An 18,607-nucleotide genomic window follows, 5' to 3' on the forward strand; every position below is an offset into this window, starting at 1 on the left:
TGATTATCTATCGATAATAATATTTTGATTTATCACGCTTTTTTCACTATTACCCACCATCTGAGCAAATTTCTCTAATGGGTCAGTCCGAAAAGCATACAAACGTTTGAGCGCAAAAGGGTTATCCCCCAATTTGACTTTTCCTTGAATGGTCGTGACGGCAAGGTGTAGCCCCGCATCTTTAGCCGCATCCATCGCTGATTGGTTATAACCACCAAATGGATATGCAAGGTAACGCTGCTCAGGTTCGAAACGACTTAAAACTCTTATCGACCGTTTAAAATCCAACATGATCGTATGTTCTTTCCGGCTAAATAAAATGGGTGAATTATGGTTATCTAAACGATGTAAAAAGTGAGTATGAGATTGGATATTAAAAACGTCTCGACTATCTTTGATTTCTTGCTTATTCATAAATTGCAAGTCATGCGCTGACCATTTTTGTGGCTGTGTTTTGATGCGTGAAGAAATAATAAACAACGTCGCCTGCTGGCGGTTATGCCTTAAAATCGGTAATGCATAGCGATAAACTGATTTTAAACCATCATCAAATGTCAGCACGACGGCTTTACCAGGTAGGTTAGCGGATTTATTCAGATAATCTTCCACATCGGCAAGCGAAAGTGTTTGGTAACCCGCCTGTTTTAAATAATTCATTTGTTCTCGAAATGCTTCTACCGATGTCGTCGTGGATGTTTCACGGAAATGCTTATTTTCACTATCTTTGAGAATATGGTGATAAGTTAAAATTGGAATGCCTTTATCTAATGCGACATCATCTAAACGCACATAACCCAGCCTATCCCCTATACGGATGGTTAGCCAAGCACTCTTTTCTCCTGCTTTATCCGTTTTAATCATCCGAGCTAACACAGGGTAGCGCAGGTTTTCCCATAAAGAGGCAATTTGCTTACGATTACCCTGAGTTGAGTTATATACCGCTGTTTTTTGGTGTGTGACCAAATAATCATAAATAGGATTTTGTAAGTCATTTAGCCTATCTACTTCAGGGACATAACGCGGTTTTTGGTTAGAAAACGATATTGTTTTTACAAATGCGTAGTCATTGCCAAACTGCATCGCGCAATAATCCCCTGAGGGAGAATAAGCGTAAAAACCGTGTTCTGCGTTAAGTTCTGCGACAGCGCGCATTTCTCCAGCAATCATCGCAAAAATAATTTCAGGCTGTTTCGTTTGCACTAGCTTTGGTGGGATGTCTGCCAACTGCCAATCGTCAGCGTTGTTGACGGTCTCAGAAGCCAAAGATTGGGGAAGATAATTCGTAAATAAAATACAAAGCAATAAAAGAAATCGTCTAGACATGTTTTATCCACTATAACGCTGGGTTTCCGTAATTATTCTAAACCGACTCTAGATTGAACCCCATACCCTGATAAAAATTTTTATTATTCCCTGCCACCCATTATTTTCGCCCACCAAGCTGTTATACCAATTTTAAAAATATGACCTAACCTATCACACAGAATAAAGAGATCTAGCTCATATTTATCAGTAAAAAGCACCATACAGGCACAATCTGTAAATCATTTGACAGTTTAATCCATTTCCCGCTGCTAGATTGGCATTCAACCACCTTACAACACCTGGGAACAACAATGAAAATAAAAGAAATTAGTACTTTTATCATGCACGTACCTGTCACTAATGACCTAATTGGTGACTCAACTCACAGCATTACCCATTGGGGGATGCCGGGTGTCATGATCAAAACAGAATGTGGGTTAGTCGGTTATGGCCATACAGGGACACATGCCGACATCACCACTGACCGTTTAATCACCACTATTATGGAAGATGTTTTCGGCCCAATGTTACTCGGCGAAGACCCAACAGAAGTGCGCTATTTACATCGAAAACTCACTCGCAGCTCAACCAATATCTGGGTAGGTCGTGGTGGTTTGATGCAAATGGCGATTTCTGCCATCGATATCGCCCTTTGGGACCTTAAAGCTAAAGCCGCAGAGCAGCCACTATGGCAACTGTTTGGCGGTTCAAAACACAATAAAGTTAACGCCTATAACACTGACTGCGGTTGGTTGGTGCGTAGCCAAGAAGACTTAGTCGATGATTGTAAAAAAATGATCTTCGAAGAAGGTTTCAAAGCAATAAAAATGAAGATTGGCAAACCCGACCCACGCGAAGATCTTCAGCGTATTGAAGCAGTTCGCAACGCAATTGGCGACGATATCGACCTAATGGTCGATGCAAACGGTAAATGGGATATCAGTATTGCCAAGCAATATGGCCACCGTTTAAATGATTTTAATATTAAGTGGTTTGAAGAACCATTATGGCATGATGATGTCGCCAGCCATAAACAGCTTGCCGCTTATATGGACACACCTATCGCATTAGGTGAATTACTTTATCACAATGATTCATTCAAAGAATTTGTCTTGGCGGGTGCCGTTGATTATTTACAGCCTGATGCAACACGCTGTGGCGGTTTAACGGCGGTATGGGAAATTGCTGACTTAGGTATGGCCTTTAATTTACCCGTGACACCACACCATGGCGATATGATGCAGGCACAATTGCATCTGGTAATGGCACATCCAGCTTGTTCTTTACTGGAATTTATTCCATGGACACTGGATTGCTTTGTTGACCCAGTCGAAGTCATTGATGGTGTTTATACCACACCAACCGCGCCTGGGGCAGGTACAACGTTAAAACCTGAAGCATTAGCTAAATTTAACGTGAAATAATGATCATTCCCTTTTTCAATATTTCATTTCTAACAACATGAAAAAGGGAAATTAATAACAAGAATTATTCATTTTAAATTACTTATTTACACTCTAAATAATTCATGGTGCAGTCAACAACACCGCAACTTGAAGTATGACGAGTACATTAGCTCTATACTCTACTCTGCTGGTTATTCAGCGGCGGGCTAAACACATAATAAAAATGAATAGATAACATTACTATCTTACAAAAAACTGGGGTGAACCATGTCCACCAATACGGATCATTTATCATCGGCTACCAGCAAAGCAATACGAAAAATAATACCTATGGTGGTATTAATGTTCATATTGGCTTATTTAGACCGTTCAAATATTGGTTTTGCAAAACAAGAGTTTCAATTAACAACTGGATTAAGTGACGCTGCATACGCATTTGGTGCAGGGATCTTTTTTATCGGCTATGCACTGTTTGAAGTGCCAAGTAATATTCTGTTGTACCGCATTGGTGCTCGGGTATGGCTATCGCGCATTATGGTCACATGGGGGCTAGTCTCTGCCGCCATGATGTTTGCCCATGATGAAACCACCTTTATTGTGCTGCGTTTCTTACTCGGTGTCAGTGAAGCCGGCTTCTTCCCGGGGGTTATTCTGTATTTAACCTTCTGGTTCCCACAAAATATCCGTGCGCGGGTGACAGGCTACTTCTTATTTGGTGCACCACTGGCGTTTATCATTGGCGGCCCATTATCCGGCTCATTATTGTCGTTAGAAGGAACTTCATTTGCCTTCGGTTTATACGGCTGGCAGTTAATGTTTGTCGTAGAAGGCTTATTAGCGTCTATCGTCGGGATTTGGGTATTCTTTTACCTTGATGACCGCCCTGAAAAAGCCAAGTGGCTGACAGCTGAGGAAAAAAGTGCACTTTCCGCTAAATTAGCCTTGGAAGAAGATGCCAAAGCAGGCCATAGCCCGAAAGGCGCCCTGAGTGCGCTATTAGATATGCGCGTTCTCTACCTGTGTCTGATTTGGTTTACCGTTCAAGTATGTGGCTATGGGATTTATTTCTTCTTACCAACCCAAATCGGTACGTTGTTGGGCAGTAAAGTCGGCATACTTGTAGGCTTTGTTACCGCCATTCCACCACTGTGCGCTGCAATTGCCGTTTACTATGTTCCACGTATTTCAGAACGTCTCAAAGAACGTCGTAAAGTGGCCGCTATTACCTTTATGTTAGGGGCTGCGGGCATTGCGGTTTCTGGTTTATTCGATAGCATTCCAGTCATTGCGATTATTGCCCTGTGTGTGGCAGCGGCTGGCCACTTAGCTATGCAACCGCTGTATTGGAGCTTCCCATCGGCATACTTAGGCGGCACCGCAGCTGCATCGGGTATTGCGTTGATTAACTCAGTGGGTAACTTAGGTGGTTTTGTGGCACCAAACTTACGAGTTTGGGCTGAGGCTACCTTTGAGTCTGCCCGTGCAGGGCTCTATTTTATCGCGTTAGTCGCCTTTATTGGGGGTCTGTTGATTTTGACATTAAAAAGATTAGGTATTGAAAAACGATTTGAAGATTAATTAATTATCTTTTAAATCCCTCCCGAGCCGCATCAATGGCTCGGGTTTTCTATTACCCTATTTCTTATTTATGAGGTTTACTCGAATATTACAGCGGTTCATGATTGAACATAACCCTACCAAATGTCATGATAAAGTTAGCTAATCATGCAGGGAGCATTCAGATGAACATTGCGGTACAAAACAGCCAATTAGTTCTAACGCATGAAAATATTCTTGAAATATTAAAAACAAATAGTTGGTTTAGTAACTTACCTGATTATTTGATTTCCATCTTAATGACATGCGCCACATTGCGTTTTTATCCAGATGGTGAAATGGTTCACTACCAAGGTGACCCTGCCCGTGGTCTATATGCGGTGCTCCAAGGTTCAGTAAAAGTAAGTTCAATTTCCTCAGATGGCCGTGAATGTGTATTTCGCTATCTTTCACCAGGCAATTGGTTTGGCGAAATTGCCATGCTAGATAAATCAGCGCGCACCCATGATGCCAAAGCGATTAGCCCAACCATTTTACTGACGATATCACCGAAAGACTTAACCATGATCTTGGAAAAACACCCCGTTTTTTACCAATTTCTGAATATTTTGCTCTGTAAAGTGATCCGTAATGCCTTTACCATTATCAATGACAGTGCCTTATTGTCCGTTTCAGCCCGACTCGCCAAACGCTTATTGAGCTTAGCAGAAGGCTATGGTGAGCCCCATGAAAAGGGAATTCAATTGAGCCTATACCTGACACAAGATGACTTGGCGACCATCATTAATACCACACGGCAAACTATCAATAAGCGTTTAGTCGCATGGGAAAAACTAGGCTGGATTGATGCAAAATACGGGAAAATTATTTTAGTTAACCTCCCCGCGCTGAAGCAGATATCTGAAGATGATGAGGAATAACTAGCTGTTATCATCCATCGTTGGGCTATCGGCAAAGAAGTAGCGATCCATGGTGAACTCGAAGTCATCACTAGTCGCGTTGAATAACATTTTTTTGGTATTTTCCAAATGTTGCCACATGGCTTGCCGCGCCCCTTTTGGGTCTCGACGCGCTAGTGCCTGCAAAATTTGGTCGTGCTCATCACACCAGCTCTCAATCGAACGGTTATCAATGTGCTCATGAAGTTTGAGCCAGTATGGGTTACGTAAGCGTTGGCTCCACATTTGCTCAACAATCACCACCATCGCACTGTTATGGGTCGACGCGGCAATTTGCATGTGAAAGGCAAGATCCCATGTTGAGTCACGAAAACGATCCTCTTTGCGAGCATGCTTTTGAATATCAACTAGTTTTAAAATATCTTCTTTAGTGGCTTGGGTCGCGGCAAACTCGGCGATATGGCTTTCAATCAGTTGCCTTGCTTGTAAGAGTTCAAATGGCCCACAACGACTAAATTCTAATCCGGTTTCTGTATTGACTGAGTTATTAGACCGATTATTGATGACATGTATGCCAGATCCTTTGCGTACATCCACATAGCCTTCCACTTCTAACATAATGATGGCTTCGCGGATCACCGTACGGCTCACCTTCATTTCGTCAGCAAGTAACCGTTCCGCAGGTAATTTAGTGCCAACTGGGTATTCGTCATTTTCGATACGTTCTTTGACCAGAGCCGCAACTTGTTGGTATAGGCGCGGTTCACTCTCTTGTGAGCTCATTATTTTCTCCTTTCACATAACCACCCGACTCGTTGGCCACTAATGCCTCACAGTATAACGAAATTTTTCGACGATGGGTGAAATAGAACTTCACTAATAAATAAATCGCAATAAATTGGTATAACATCTTTTAAAGTTATAAACCAGATCGTATAATGAATGAAATTTAGACAACAAAAGATCATTCATACTTTTTGTGGCTGATCACGCTTAATCCGATTTCCAGTTCAGGGAACGCAATATGATAAAAGATATAATTAAAATACATCCCAATGACAATGTCGCCATTACTTTAGTTAACCGGCAAGCAGGGGAAACCATTACTGTTGCAGAGCAATCAGTGACATTAAAACAAGATGTTGACCGAGGGCATAAAATCGCCCTGAACCCGATTGAAACCGGCAAAAATATTGTTAAATATGGCGCTCCCATCGGCCATGCAACGACTACCATAACAGCTGGAGAACATGTTCATACTCATAATACCGCTACCAATTTAAGTGCTTTAAATGAATATGAGTACCACCCTGAGCACAACACAATTACCGCTACACGGCCGGATCCAGACGTGCAAATCTATCGCCGAACAAACGGTGATGTGGCTATCCGTAATGAAATTTGGGTGATCCCAACGGTTGGCTGTGTTAATGCGCTGGCGAGAAAAATGATCGAACGCTTTAATAAACAACATAATGGCGCTTCTGATATTGATGGTGTTTATCTTTATAACCATACTTTAGGCTGTTCCCAGCTCGGTGATGACCATTTAACAACCCGTACTATTTTACAAGATATGGTTAAGCACCCTAACGCAGGTGGCGTACTCGTCATCGGTTTAGGCTGTGAAAACAATCAAGTCGCCGCTTTTAAAGAAACACTAGGTGACTATGATGATGAACGCGTCAAATTTATGGTTTGCCAACAATTAGATGATGAAATTGAAGCCGGTGTCGAGCACCTTAATGCACTTTATCAATTCGTACAGCAGGACAAACGCGAGGCGGGTAAGCTAAGCGAAGTAAAATTTGGTCTTGAATGTGGTGGCTCTGATGGCCTTTCAGGGATCACAGCTAACCCATTGTTAGGCTGTTTTTCTGATTTTTTAGTCAGCCATAACGGAACGACGGTGTTAACCGAAGTGCCTGAAATGTTTGGTGCTGAACAAATTCTAATGAACCACTGCCATGATGAGCTGACGTTTGAGAAAACGGTCAATATGATCAATGACTTCAAACAGTATTTTATTGCTCATGACCAGCCAATTTATGAAAACCCATCTCCAGGCAATAAAGCAGGAGGAATTTCGACACTTGAAGAAAAATCCCTCGGCTGCACACAAAAGGCGGGTACTAGCCAAGTAATGGATGTTTTAAAATATGGAGAGCGCCTGACAACCCCAGGGTTCAATTTGTTAAGCGCACCGGGTAATGATGCCATTGCCACCAGTGCCTTAGGCGCAGCTGGCTGCCACATGGTATTATTTACGACAGGTCGAGGTACGCCCTATGGGGGATTTGTTCCCACCATGAAAATTGCGACCAATAATGAGTTAGCTGCCAAAAAACCCCATTGGATTGATTTTAATGCAGGCGCCTTATTAACAGGAAAATCCATGGATCAATTATTAGATGACTTCATTCAGCTTGTTGTCAAAACCGTTAATGGTGAACACACTAAAAATGAAATCAATGATTTCCGTGAATTAGCGATTTTTAAAATGGGCGTCACACTTTAAAAACAAACTGTCCCCTATTGCTTAGGTAACTATTAAGCAATAGGGATATAGCTAACTATTTATATTTGTTAGTCTTTTCTTACTAACCTTACTTTCTCGCCTGAGCCATAACCCCATTTATCGTGACACACCCCCAATAAAGAAAAGTCACCATTTCCCTATTTTTAAGATATGGTAGGATCCGTTTCGTGATGGCGAATTTTAATTTATTAGCAGGGTAAATAATGATAGACCTAAAACTTAGAGAGGCCAGAGACAGCCTTTCCACCAAAGAAAAACAAGTTGCTGAGTACATTATTGCTAATAAGAAAAACATGCAAAGTATTAGCATTCAATCCCTCGCCCAAGAAAATAAGGTCAGTACCACCACTATTTTGCGCCTATGTCATAAATTGGGCTACCAAGGTTTTAGCGACCTAAAAATTGATTTAATTTCATCGATTAATCACAAGTCTTACGGCACCCTGCTGCAAGAAGATATTGATCTTAATGACTCAATGGAAACCGTTAATCACAAAGTAGGACTGATTGAGAAATCATCCATAGAAGAAACGTGTGCTCTGGTTAATTTAAATGCCTTTACGCAAGCAAATGAATTAATTAGTAAGAGTAAAAAAATTGTCATTTATGGTGCAGGAAGTAGCGGATTAGTTGCAAAAGAATTTGAATATCAACTAATTAAAATAAAAAAAGATGTCAATTGCCACCTTGATTACAGCATCCAATTCAGTATTGTGAATACGTTAGATCAAAACGATCTTGTCATTGTCATTTCTCATTCCGGTGAAAACCACGAGTGCATCAAGCTACTTACCCTTGCGCGTGAATTACATGTTCCAACCATTGCTATCACTAAAATGGGACAAAGTTCGGTGTCATCGCTAGCAGAAACTATCTTGCACACTATTTCCACTGAACATGTTTCAAGGCTCATTCCTATTCGTTCAAAAATTTCACAACTGACTGTAATTAATATGCTGATTACTAATCTATTTATTAAACAGTATGATGAAAGAATTCAAAAACAAATTAGCACTCGTGCAGAGCGCTTTTCTCGCTTAAATAGCAATAACTAGTCCTTTTTTCTTCTTAGTATCTTCTACGTGGCTCTAAGTAGCCACTTCGATCTTGCTCACAAAAATGATCCTTTCTAATAGGCGCCCCTTTTCATTCCTCTTTTTTGTGATATTGTTACTTTAAAATAAATATATAAAAGTAATTTTATTACTAAAAGAAGAAAGATAAGGGGAAAAAATGAGCTCTCAGATACCTATCATTCTGGCCAGCCATGGGCCTTTTGCACAAGGGTTATTGGAATGTGCAGAAATGCTAATTGGCGATCAAGAAGATATCAGCGTGATTTCGATTCAAAGAGAAAGCAATATTAATGAGGTAAAAAAGCATTTATTTGAAACATATCAAAATGTTAATAAAGGTGATGGCGTTTTAATTTTAGTGGATTTATTAGGTGGATCTCCTTGCAACCTAGCCAGCGAGCTCGTTATTACCCAAAATGATGTTGTGCTGTACTGCGGGATCAATGTGCCTACTTTTCTCGAAATACTCAGTAACCGAGACCTCCCTTTACATGAACTTCATCAAATCATTAATGATGTATTCCCTGGCAGTTGCATCAATGTCGGTGAACAACTTAAACCATTAACACAAAACGATAGCGAACTTTAGGAGAACCCCATGCCAATTAATGTTGCTCGGATTGATGACAGACTTATTCACGGCCAAGTTATTACCACTTGGGTTAAAAACTTTGATATTGAGCAGGTGATTATCGTTAATGACAAAGTTGCCAATGACACCGTTCAACAATCAGTTCTGACTATGGCGGCTCCACCAGATCTCAAAGTCGTCGTTTTTGGTGTCGATAAATTCATTGAGGTCTTAAAAAAAGCAGAAATTAAACGTCGCACCATGTTGCTGTTTACTAACAGCATTGATGTAAACAAACTCGTCGAAAGTGGCTTAAAACTGGAAAAATTGAATGTTGGTGGAATGCGTATGCAAGAAGGCCGTCGTAATTTATCCCGTGCAGTTGCCGTCACACCAGAAGAAGAACACGCCTTTAGGTCACTGATCAACAATAACGTTGCCGTTGAAATTCAAATGGTTCCTAAAGACCCCATTGTTGAATTGAAAACATTACTCAATTAATTCATTTAGTCATGCTTATTTTCACTTAATAAGTGAGGAGCCTATTATGTTGGTAGAGGCCATTTTAATTGCGATTTGGGCCGGTATTTGCTCATTGGATGATGTCGGTCCGCAAATGCTAAGACGCCCACTGCTCACCGGTACTGTGGCCGGTATTATCATGGGTGATATGGTTCAAGGACTCGCCATTAGCGCCACCTTAGAATTGATGTGGATGGGGATTGGTAACGTTGGGGCTTATTCCGCACCCGATATCATCGCCGGTTCTATCATTGGAGTTGCACTCGGTATTGCTTCCAATGGTGGAATTGCAGCAGGTATCGCCCTTGCCGTACCTGTCTCTATTTTATGTCAGCAATTACTGATTATCTGGCGCTCTTTTGCCAGTTTCTTAAATGTTTGGGCAAGTAAATCCATTCTTGATGGAAACTACAGCGGCCTAACCAAAGTCCATTATTTCTCGACACCACTGTGGTTTTTTATTCGCGCCATTCCCTGCTTTATTGCCGTTTATTTTGGTAGTGACTTAGTCAATAGCATATTAAATGCTGTGCCTGAAAGTATTTTAACAGGTATGGGGGTTGCATCTAAGCTGATCCCTGCGGTCGGTATCTGTATTCTGTTATTAATGCTGCTGAAAGGCAGAATGTGGTTTTTCTTTCTGCTCGGCTTCATGCTTACAACCTATTTAAAACTGCCAATTATCCCAATTACATTTATCGCTCTGGCATTTGCTGTGCTTTATGACATGGCATTCGCCAGCAGTTTGCGCCAAACACCAGATGAAAAAGCTACACCAGCCGCCCATAAAAATGAAGAAGAGGAATATGACTTATGAGTGAAATAACCCCCTCTGAAAATAAGAAACTCACGAAAAAAGAACTCAATGGTATGTTTTGGCGAATTCAAACCATGTCATTCTCATACAACTACGAAAAACTGCAAACTATTGGTTTTGCACATTGTATGGTACCCGTTCTCGATAAGCTTTATGAAAAAGCTGACCAAGAAACGCGTATTAAAGCCATGCAACGCCATTTTGAATTCTTTAACACACAAATTAACGCAGGCGCATTAATTCTTGGTGTGACCGCAGCATTAGAAGAAAAAACAACAGAAGAAGAAAAAGAGGCTGTTGTTTCTGTAAAAGCTGGTTTGATGGGGCCATTTGCAGGTCTCGGTGATAGCTTATTAAAATTTACGTGGCTACCTATTTGCGGCAGCATCGGAGCTGCATTTGCACTGCAAGGTAATATTATTGGCCCAATATTAATGTTTATTTTGTTTAATATCGTCAATATCGGTACCAAATATTTCTTTATTCATTATGGCTATAACAAAGGCGTTGATTTAATCGAACAATCGAAAAAATCAAATATTATTCAGCGAATTACTAATATGGCGAACGTTGTCGGGGTCATGGTCCTCGGCTCTTTAATTGCCACGACCGTCAAACTTTCCACACCGCTAACCATCGCCGTTGGTGAGCAATCTATCAAAGTACAAGAGATGTTTGACAAGGTAATACCTAACTTACTCACCCTTCTCTTTGCGCTTGGTATTTTCTTCCTTGTTCGTAAATTTCAAGGGAAACATACCGTTGCATTAATTGTCGCCATTATGGTTTTAGGTGTTGTTTGTTCTGTATTCGGAATTTTAGGATGATAAAGGGAAATATATGGAAATCGAAATCAATAGAGTGAGTGAATCAACACTCGAAATAAAATTTAGTGAAGTTCCATCCTCCCCTCTGGCATTATATTGGACGGACAAACCTGATACTCAGGTTTGTCCTGAGAATTTCATTACGGATAAAATAGAGAATACAATTACAGTTCAAGACCCATTAAAGGCGAAACAGCGTATCTATTTTATTTTACAAAATGCCAATGGATGTAAATTATTCGCTGAAAGAACATTGCCTATTGAGGGGTTAAATAACTTCCGTGACTTTGGAGGTTATACCACAACAGACGGAAAACAGGTGAAATGGGGAATGCTATATCGTTCTAACCATCTGTTTAATCTTAGTGAACAAGCAGTAAATTACATCTCCCATTTAGGGATAAACAGTATCATCGATTACCGTACTCAAAATGAAATTAACAAATCTCCTAATTGCCATGTTGGTGAAAAGAAAACGTATCATCTCGATGCTACGGCTCAAACCGCTGAATTAGCAGCACAATTTGCCGCATCACCGGATAATGAAGACAAAGCATTAATCGAAAGTGTTATCCAACATATTCCTAAAGAGATGATTAACGGCGATGGGTTGCAAATATTGGAGCAATATCGCCAATTTGTGGTAAGTGATAAGTCAAAAGCTGCCTTCAAACAAATGATCGAAGTTTTACTCGATAGCCACAATGCCCCAAATATTCAGCATTGCCGAGGAGGAAAAGACCGAACGGGTTATGGTGCACTACTTGTACTTGCTATGCTAGGTGTTCCAAAAAAAGCCATCGTTGACGACTATATGCTTACTCATTTTAATCGGCTTGAACGTAACGAAATTAAAATGGCGGGATATCGCAAAATAACCCAAGACCAAAATGTACTGGATTATTTACTTTCTCTAATTGATACTCAAGAATCATTTATTTTAGAGGTCTTTAATACAATGGAAGAAATATCTGGCTCTGTTGAAAGGTATATTAAAGATGAACTTAAATTCACAGATAATGATATTAATCAGCTTAGAGAAATATACTTAGTTTAAAAACATTTAATTAATCAAAAAACAACCACAGGTTTAACTAAATAAACCTGAGTGATGGCTGTATTTAAAAAACAGTAAAATAGCCACATAGCATATTCATTGTGGCTATTTTATAAACGAAGAAATCCGTTATTGATCATAAAATCAATAATTGCTCTCGTTTGCCAATTCTATTTAATTAATTTTTTAACCGCTTTATTTTTGCCCGTAATACGCATTTTTACCGTGCTTACGTAAATAGTGTTTATCTAATAATACTTGTTGCATGGAACCTATTTGTGAACTTAATTGACGGGTAAATAAATTCATATAGGCAATTTCTTCTAACACTACGGCATTATGCACCGCATTATCGGGGCTTGTTCCCCAAGCAAATGGCCCATGGCTATTCACTAATACGGCTGGAATATCTTTTGCTGACAGGCCTTTTTCCTTGAAGGTTTCAATAATCACATGACCCGTTTCTCTTTCATAATCGCCTTCAATTTCACTTGCTGTCATTTTACGGGTACAAGGGATTTCACCATAGAAATAATCGGCATGGGTTGTCCCTAAAGCACTCAATGGCAGGCCTGCTTGAGCCCAAATAGTCGCATGGCGAGAGTGAGTATGGACAATACCGCCAATTTCAGGGAATGCTTGGTACAGCGCCAAATGCGTGTCGGTATCCGAAGAAGGCCGATATTTCCCTTCTACCACTTTTCCGCTTTCCAACGAGACCACCACCATGTCTTCTGCTTTCATGGTTTCATAATCAACGCCAGAAGGTTTTATCACCATTAACCCAGCTTCACGGTCAATACCACTCACATTCCCCCAAGTAAAGGTCACTAGGTTATGTTTGGGTAAGGCAAGGTTTGCTTCAAAGACTTGTTGTTTCAATTTTTCTAACATAACAACTCCCTAGCTTTATTAAATATGCTTTAATATCAACAACAAAAATTTATTATCATGATGTTTTCTGTGTGTTGATAACCTATATCTACCTATTAAGGTAAACAGATTTAGGCCATTTAAAAAGCACCTCACTTTACAAACTCGCAACAAAACAGACCAACTCGGACGCATTCGGGCATAGACAGTCAAGAAAACACATAAATAGGATGTGGTTAGTTGACCGAATTAGCCCAATACTTTTTGTTTAATACCATAAAAGTAAAAAGATACCGCAAATATAGTGATGCAAGTCTAGTTATCGTGTAACTAAGTGGAATTGAATTCATAAAATACCGATCGCAATCACTTTAATCGGCTTTGTTTTTTTCAAAAAGAGATAACTTGAATCCAATCACGACAAAAAAAAAGCAATACGGGCAGAATAAATATCGTGGAAAGAATAGGAGTTAAATATGTTACAAGCCGAACGCCATAAATTAATTTGTTCTCATGTTTCGCAGAATGGCTCGGCGCTAGTGCGTGATTTAGCTCAATTATGTCTCGTTTCTCAAGAAACTATCCGTCGTGATTTAACGGCTCTTGAACGTGAAAATAGGATCATCCGTAGTTTTGGGGGAGCAGTTGCCATCGACCAAGAAGAAATGCCGATGGTGAATGTGATGCCTTCTTCGGTCAAGCTCAGTCAAATGGTTGATGGTGCAGAGTCTTTTCGCAAAAGAACCGAAGAGCACCCTGATGCCAAGATGAAGATTTCGAAGGCTGCACTAAAATTAATTCAGCCTGGTGACTGTATTATGTTAGATAACAGCAGTACTTGCTGGTTTCTCGCACGGCAAATACCTGATATCGACATTACGGTAGTGACAAACTCGGTCAAGATTATCCAAGCGTTGGCCTGCCGTGACCGAGTACGCGTCATTGGTATTGGTGGGGAATATTCAGAACGTCATGATGATTTTCATGGCCCAATTGCAGAAAGTATTATTCGTAGCTTTCAGATAAAAACCTTATTTCTTTCATGCCAAGGATTTAATATCGAAAATGGTATTCGTGATGGCAGTGAAATAAACTCAAAATTAAAAAATATTATGTTACAGGTTTCTGAAAATAAAGTTTTGCTCGCGGATAATAGTAAATTAGGAAAGTATGCATTTAGTCAAGTTTGTACATTTGATGATATCGACGTATTAATCACAAACAAACTAAATGATAATAATTTTCAAAAACAATTTTCCAACCTTAGAATTATCGAGTGCGATAAATAATTTATAAATATAAAAATCATGTAACTATGATGTAAGTAAAAAAACAAGTTCTATTTTATTTTCTGTATTAAATAAGTGCAGGGATGTTATTTATTCATAATTCCTTGGCACTTAATTATAGGCATACCTAAATATGAGAAATTCATTATTTCTAAATAATGAATTTCTTGATTTAGTATCCATCTACACTAAGGAATACAACTATGAACATGAAGAAGCTAGTTTTACCTTGTTTAATGAGCGTTGCACTATTTTCAAATGTCGCGATGGCTGAATCACAAAAAGCACAAAAGCCCTTTACCATGGGTGTCGTCGTTAAAGTCGGTGGTATTCCTTGGTTTAATGTAATGGAACAAGGTATTACTGAAGAAGGCAAAAAACTCGGTGTAAATGCCTTCCAAGTTGGCCCAACAACGGCTGACCCAGCGGAACAAGTTCGTGCTATCGAAGATTTAATCGCGAAAAAAGTGGATGTCATTGGCGTTGTCCCTAACGACGCTAAAGTGCTTGAGCCTGTATTAAAACGCGCCCAAGACGCTGGAATTAAAGTTATTACCCACGAATCACCAAATCAAAAAAATGCAGATTGGGACTTTGAATTACTTGATACCCAAAGCATGGGTGCTAACCATATGAGAGATATGGCGGCCTGTATGGGTGAAGAAGGCAAATACGCCATGTTTGTGGGAAGCCTGACAGTACCATTAGTGAATGAATGGGCCGACGCGGCAATTGCTTACCAAAAAGCGAACTACCCGAAAATGCAAATGGTCGATGACCGCTTTGGTGTTGCCGAATCCGTTGATGACTCAATGCGTACAGCTAATGACTTGTTATCTAAGCATAAAGACTTAAAAGGCATCATGTCATTTGGTTCACAAGGCCCTATCGGTGCAGGACGAGCCATTGATAAACGCCGTAAAAATGACGAAACCTGTGTATTCGGAACGTTCACACCAGGTCAAGGCATCAAGTTACTGGAAAAAGGTGCAATTGATGGCGGCTATATTTCTAATCCAAAAGTCGCAGGACAAGTATTTGTACAAGTCGCAACAGCCATGATGAATGGTGAAGAAATTAAAGATGGCGTGTCTATTGGTGATATGGGTGAAATCAAAGTCAGTGGTAACACGATTTTAAGTGATAACCCTGTTAATTTGAATATTGAAAATACGAAAAAATTGGTTGAAGTCGGTCTGTAATTTCACATTATCAAAATAATGTTTAAAACAAAAATACAATATTTATCAAGATATTAAATTTTATGTTCTTTGAGTTCGAGTCGCCTGCACTAGCGCAGCGGCTCGCGCTCATTACGAACAAGCCAACACCAATTTATTTGCAGTAGGAATTGTACTTATGACAAGCACCTCAAAAGCTGACAAATCCGATCCACTCATTACCTTGCGCGACCTTTCCAAAAGCTTCGGTGGTCACCGTGCATTACGCAATATCGATTTGACGCTCAACAAAGGTGAAGTGCACTGTTTAGCGGGCACCAATGGGTGTGGGAAAAGCACATTAATTAAAACTATCAGTGGTGTCTATGCCCCTGATGACGGTAGTAAAATTGAAATTGATGGGAAAAGTTATCACCGATTGACGCCCGATAAAGCGCGTGAATTAGGCGTACAAGTTATCTACCAAGATTTGTCATTATTTCCAAATTTAACCGTTGCTGAAAATATCGCCTTTGAGCTAAACCTCAAAGGCTATTTTGGCTGGTTTCGCAAAAAACAACTGCGCGAAAAAGCCTTAGAAATCCTCAATGAACTGGCTTTCACCATTGACCCCGACACACCTGTGCAATTTTTACCCATTGCTCAACGTCAACAGGTTGCTATCTGCCGCGCCCTAGTCGCCGATGCACGTTTGGTGATTATGGATGAACCAACGGCTTCATTGACCCGTACAGAAGTCAACCAACTACTCTCAACGGTTAATTACCTAAAAGATAAGGGAATTACCGTTGTTTTTGTGAGTCATCGACTAGAAGAAGTCAAAGAGATCTCTGACCGCATCACCGTGATCCGCGATGGTCAAAAAATTGGCACATGGCCTGCTGAAGGCTTAACTACCCGCAAAATTACTGAGTTAATGACTGGCTTAGATATTGTCCATGAACGTAAGCCACCTAATAACGCGGAAGACCGACGCACGGTACTAGAGCTAAAAAACCTCAGCCGAGCTGGGCAATATCGTGATATCAACTTAAATCTAAAACGCGGCGAAGTATTAGGCTTATGTGGTTTACTTGGCTCAGGCCGCACTGAATTAGCGCTATCGTTGTTTGGCATTACCCACCCAGATAGTGGTGAATTACTCATCGAAGGCAAACCTGTTAAGTTAAGAAACAACACCGACGCCATTAAGCGCGGCATTGGTTATGTCTCCGAAGACCGCCTGACTTTAGGTGCAATTTTACAGCAATCCATCGCAGACAATATGGTGATTTCGATTCTCGATCGCCTCAAAACTCCTTTACATTTAATTGATGAAAAACAGTGCCAAGAAATTGTGCAAGAGTGGATAGCCGACTTAGATATTAAAGTCACTGACCCCAATAATGCCCTTTCAACACTTTCAGGCGGTAACCAACAAAAAGTGGTACTTGCTAAATGGATTTTAACACGTCCTAAAGTACTCATTTTAGACTCACCGACTGTTGGCGTCGATATTGGCGCAAAAGACAGTATTTACAAACTCATTCACCGTTTGTCAGGTGTCGGTATCTCTATTCTATTAATTACCGATGAAGCCTCCGAAGCGTATTACAATTGCGACCGAATTTTACATATGAAACAAGGCTCTATCGTCAAAGAAATTGAGACAGATTCCATCAATGAGCAACAATTGGAGGAAATCATCAATGGCTAACTGGCAAAAATTACGACCACAATCTGTCGAAGGCTGGCTGACTTGGGTCATTCTTATCATGGTGGTGTTCTTCACATTGATGAGCCCGCAATTTCTAACTATTCAAAATTTACTCGACCTCAGTGAAAGCTACGCCGTTACAGGTATTTTCGCCTTAGGTTTATTTGTGGTTCTCGTCACTGGGGGCATTGATATTTCGTTTGCCGCAGTGGCTTCCGTAGTGCAATACGTGATCGCCACTTGGCTATTGCAAGGTTTTATTGCAAGCCCTGCCGTCAGTATCACATTGGCGATTATCATCGGTATCGCTTTTGGCTTAATCAACGCTATATTAATTTATTCGCTGAATGTTGTGTCAATTATCATCACCATCAGTATGCAATCACTGCTGTTCGGAATGCTGATGTGGCTAACCAACGGACACAGTATTTATGACTTACCTGATTGGTGGGTAGACCCTGTGACTATCCTGCCTTTTGAAGTGGATGGTGAATATTACCAAGTTGGCTTGCCGTTAATTGTGATGCTTGGCATTGCCTTCTTAACGTGGATTTTAATGAATAAAACGCACATCGGCCGTCAGCTATATGCCGTTGGTGGCAGCCAAGAATCTGCGTCTCGTATTGGTATCCGTGTTTCAGTGATTTACCTGTTTGCTTACGGCTACCTTGGCGCGATGGCAGCGATTGGCGGTATGTTGCAAACCTACCGAATGAGTGAAGTGGTACCGAGTGCCCTTGTGGGCGGAGAGCTAGATGTGCTTGCCGCGGCTGTACTGGGTGGCGCCAGTTTATCCGGTGGGCGAGGCTCAGTGATAGGCACACTCATGGGCGTTTTCCTGATTGGTATCTTGAAAAACGGCCTTAACCTGATTGGTGTTTCAAACTACTTCGTCAATATCGTCATCGGGCTGGTTATTCTCATTGCGATTTGTATTACCCACTACAAAAAACGTAAAGAGACGGACGTAGGTTTTGTTTAACAGGAATATC

At 40.5% G+C, this 18,607-nt stretch carries 17 protein-coding genes; 14 read left to right on the plus strand and 3 right to left on the minus strand.

Translation table 11 applies throughout. The features are described from left to right. Nucleotides 1–3: 3 nt before the first annotated feature. Nucleotides 4–1,323 carry a polysaccharide deacetylase family protein gene (locus CYG50_RS16420; RefSeq protein ID WP_102138052.1) on the minus strand — a complete coding sequence of 440 codons (1,320 nt, stop codon included), beginning with the start codon at nt 1,321–1,323 and terminating at the stop codon, nt 4–6. 293 nt (nt 1,324–1,616) lie between these two features. Between CYG50_RS16420 and CYG50_RS16425 the strand changes: the two genes are divergently transcribed. From CYG50_RS16425 to CYG50_RS16435, 3 genes are all read left to right on the plus strand, one after another. Continuing rightward, a complete protein-coding gene (locus tag CYG50_RS16425; RefSeq protein ID WP_102138053.1) occupies nt 1,617–2,729 on the plus strand; it encodes a mandelate racemase/muconate lactonizing enzyme family protein in 1,113 nt (370 codons plus the stop codon). A gap of 249 nt (nt 2,730–2,978) precedes the next feature. Beyond that, the gene (locus CYG50_RS16430; protein ID WP_102138054.1) at nt 2,979–4,289 is read left to right on the plus strand and encodes an MFS transporter; all 1,311 of its coding nucleotides are present in this window, start codon (nt 2,979–2,981) and stop codon (nt 4,287–4,289) included. 164 nt (nt 4,290–4,453) lie between these two features. After that, complete coding sequence (locus CYG50_RS16435) at nt 4,454–5,188, plus strand: Crp/Fnr family transcriptional regulator (protein ID WP_229597485.1); 735 nt, start codon at nt 4,454–4,456, stop codon at nt 5,186–5,188. Here CYG50_RS16435 and exuR read toward each other — a convergent pair whose 3' ends face one another. Next, nucleotides 5,189–5,950 carry a transcriptional regulator ExuR gene (gene exuR, locus CYG50_RS16440; RefSeq protein WP_102138056.1) on the minus strand — a complete coding sequence of 254 codons (762 nt, stop codon included), beginning with the start codon at nt 5,948–5,950 and terminating at the stop codon, nt 5,189–5,191. It abuts the gene before it with no gap. 241 nt (nt 5,951–6,191) lie between these two features. Between exuR and CYG50_RS16445 the strand changes: the two genes are divergently transcribed. From CYG50_RS16445 to CYG50_RS16475, 7 genes are all read left to right on the plus strand, one after another. Continuing rightward, a complete protein-coding gene (locus tag CYG50_RS16445) occupies nt 6,192–7,685 on the plus strand; it encodes a UxaA family hydrolase (protein ID WP_102138057.1) in 1,494 nt (497 codons plus the stop codon). Nucleotides 7,686–7,909: 224 nt separating this feature from the next. Continuing rightward, nucleotides 7,910–8,761, plus strand: coding sequence for a MurR/RpiR family transcriptional regulator (locus CYG50_RS16450; protein WP_102138058.1), 852 nt, complete (start codon nt 7,910–7,912; stop codon nt 8,759–8,761). A 178-nt stretch (nt 8,762–8,939) separates the two neighbouring features. Then, entirely contained in the window at nt 8,940–9,371 is a 432-nt protein-coding gene (locus CYG50_RS16455) for a PTS sugar transporter subunit IIA (protein ID WP_102138059.1), read from the plus strand. 9 nt (nt 9,372–9,380) lie between these two features. Next, entirely contained in the window at nt 9,381–9,854 is a 474-nt protein-coding gene (locus CYG50_RS16460; RefSeq protein WP_102138060.1) for a PTS sugar transporter subunit IIB, read from the plus strand. Between the two features lie 46 nt (nt 9,855–9,900). After that, nucleotides 9,901–10,692, plus strand: a complete 792-nt coding sequence (locus CYG50_RS16465; protein ID WP_102138061.1) for a PTS mannose/fructose/sorbose/N-acetylgalactosamine transporter subunit IIC — start codon at nt 9,901–9,903, stop codon at nt 10,690–10,692. After that, nucleotides 10,689–11,519: a PTS system mannose/fructose/sorbose family transporter subunit IID gene (locus CYG50_RS16470; RefSeq protein WP_102138062.1), complete on the plus strand. Its 831-nt coding sequence runs from the start codon at nt 10,689–10,691 to the stop codon at nt 11,517–11,519. The genes CYG50_RS16465 and CYG50_RS16470 overlap by 4 nt, the downstream gene beginning before the upstream one ends. Nucleotides 11,520–11,532: 13 nt before the next feature. Further along, nucleotides 11,533–12,576 carry a tyrosine-protein phosphatase gene (locus CYG50_RS16475; protein WP_102138063.1) on the plus strand — a complete coding sequence of 348 codons (1,044 nt, stop codon included), beginning with the start codon at nt 11,533–11,535 and terminating at the stop codon, nt 12,574–12,576. Nucleotides 12,577–12,771: 195 nt separating this feature from the next. On the opposite strand, the gene araD is transcribed toward CYG50_RS16475, so the two are convergent. Beyond that, nucleotides 12,772–13,470 (minus strand): L-ribulose-5-phosphate 4-epimerase, encoded by a 699-nt coding sequence (gene araD / locus CYG50_RS16480; RefSeq protein WP_102138064.1) that lies wholly within the window; start codon nt 13,468–13,470, stop codon nt 12,772–12,774. 455 nt (nt 13,471–13,925) lie between these two features. On the opposite strand from araD, the gene CYG50_RS16485 reads away from it, so the two are divergent. The 4 genes from CYG50_RS16485 to CYG50_RS16500 all read left to right on the plus strand — a co-directional run bounded on the left by CYG50_RS16485 (nt 13,926) and on the right by CYG50_RS16500 (nt 18,597). After that, nucleotides 13,926–14,738: a DeoR/GlpR family DNA-binding transcription regulator gene (locus CYG50_RS16485; protein WP_102138065.1), complete on the plus strand. Its 813-nt coding sequence runs from the start codon at nt 13,926–13,928 to the stop codon at nt 14,736–14,738. A 209-nt stretch (nt 14,739–14,947) separates the two neighbouring features. Further along, the gene (locus CYG50_RS16490; protein WP_036958239.1) at nt 14,948–15,940 is read left to right on the plus strand and encodes a substrate-binding domain-containing protein; all 993 of its coding nucleotides are present in this window, start codon (nt 14,948–14,950) and stop codon (nt 15,938–15,940) included. A gap of 157 nt (nt 15,941–16,097) precedes the next feature. Continuing rightward, the gene (locus CYG50_RS16495) at nt 16,098–17,615 is read left to right on the plus strand and encodes a sugar ABC transporter ATP-binding protein (RefSeq protein ID WP_102138066.1); all 1,518 of its coding nucleotides are present in this window, start codon (nt 16,098–16,100) and stop codon (nt 17,613–17,615) included. Beyond that, nucleotides 17,608–18,597: an ABC transporter permease gene (locus tag CYG50_RS16500; RefSeq protein WP_004259203.1), complete on the plus strand. Its 990-nt coding sequence runs from the start codon at nt 17,608–17,610 to the stop codon at nt 18,595–18,597. The genes CYG50_RS16495 and CYG50_RS16500 overlap by 8 nt, the downstream gene beginning before the upstream one ends. Nucleotides 18,598–18,607 lie beyond the last annotated feature (10 nt).

It is taken from the genome of Providencia huaxiensis (genome assembly GCF_002843235.3).
In the GTDB taxonomy this organism is placed as follows: Bacteria; Pseudomonadota; Gammaproteobacteria; order Enterobacterales; family Enterobacteriaceae; genus Providencia; species Providencia huaxiensis.

Excerpts from the sequence above, each read along its gene's own strand:
- CYG50_RS16425 (WP_102138053.1), top strand. The coding sequence starts at position 1,617 with ATGAAAATAAAAGAAATTAGTACTTTTATCATGCACGTACCTGTCACT.
- CYG50_RS16435 (WP_229597485.1), top strand. The coding sequence starts at position 4,454 with ATGAACATTGCGGTACAAAACAGCCAATTAGTTCTAACGCATGAAAAT.
- CYG50_RS16490 (WP_036958239.1), top strand. The coding sequence starts at position 14,948 with ATGAAGAAGCTAGTTTTACCTTGTTTAATGAGCGTTGCACTATTTTCA.
- CYG50_RS16430 (WP_102138054.1), top strand. The coding sequence starts at position 2,979 with ATGTCCACCAATACGGATCATTTATCATCGGCTACCAGCAAAGCAATA.
- CYG50_RS16475 (WP_102138063.1), top strand. The coding sequence starts at position 11,533 with ATGGAAATCGAAATCAATAGAGTGAGTGAATCAACACTCGAAATAAAA.
- CYG50_RS16470 (WP_102138062.1), top strand. The coding sequence starts at position 10,689 with ATGAGTGAAATAACCCCCTCTGAAAATAAGAAACTCACGAAAAAAGAA.
- CYG50_RS16455 (WP_102138059.1), top strand. The coding sequence starts at position 8,940 with ATGAGCTCTCAGATACCTATCATTCTGGCCAGCCATGGGCCTTTTGCA.
- CYG50_RS16495 (WP_102138066.1), top strand. The coding sequence starts at position 16,098 with ATGACAAGCACCTCAAAAGCTGACAAATCCGATCCACTCATTACCTTG.
- araD (WP_102138064.1), bottom strand. The coding sequence starts at position 13,470 with ATGTTAGAAAAATTGAAACAACAAGTCTTTGAAGCAAACCTTGCCTTA.
- CYG50_RS16420 (WP_102138052.1), bottom strand. The coding sequence starts at position 1,323 with ATGTCTAGACGATTTCTTTTATTGCTTTGTATTTTATTTACGAATTAT.
- CYG50_RS16485 (WP_102138065.1), top strand. The coding sequence starts at position 13,926 with ATGTTACAAGCCGAACGCCATAAATTAATTTGTTCTCATGTTTCGCAG.
- CYG50_RS16465 (WP_102138061.1), top strand. The coding sequence starts at position 9,901 with ATGTTGGTAGAGGCCATTTTAATTGCGATTTGGGCCGGTATTTGCTCA.
- CYG50_RS16450 (WP_102138058.1), top strand. The coding sequence starts at position 7,910 with ATGATAGACCTAAAACTTAGAGAGGCCAGAGACAGCCTTTCCACCAAA.
- exuR (WP_102138056.1), bottom strand. The coding sequence starts at position 5,950 with ATGAGCTCACAAGAGAGTGAACCGCGCCTATACCAACAAGTTGCGGCT.
- CYG50_RS16500 (WP_004259203.1), top strand. The coding sequence starts at position 17,608 with ATGGCTAACTGGCAAAAATTACGACCACAATCTGTCGAAGGCTGGCTG.
- CYG50_RS16445 (WP_102138057.1), top strand. The coding sequence starts at position 6,192 with ATGATAAAAGATATAATTAAAATACATCCCAATGACAATGTCGCCATT.
- CYG50_RS16460 (WP_102138060.1), top strand. The coding sequence starts at position 9,381 with ATGCCAATTAATGTTGCTCGGATTGATGACAGACTTATTCACGGCCAA.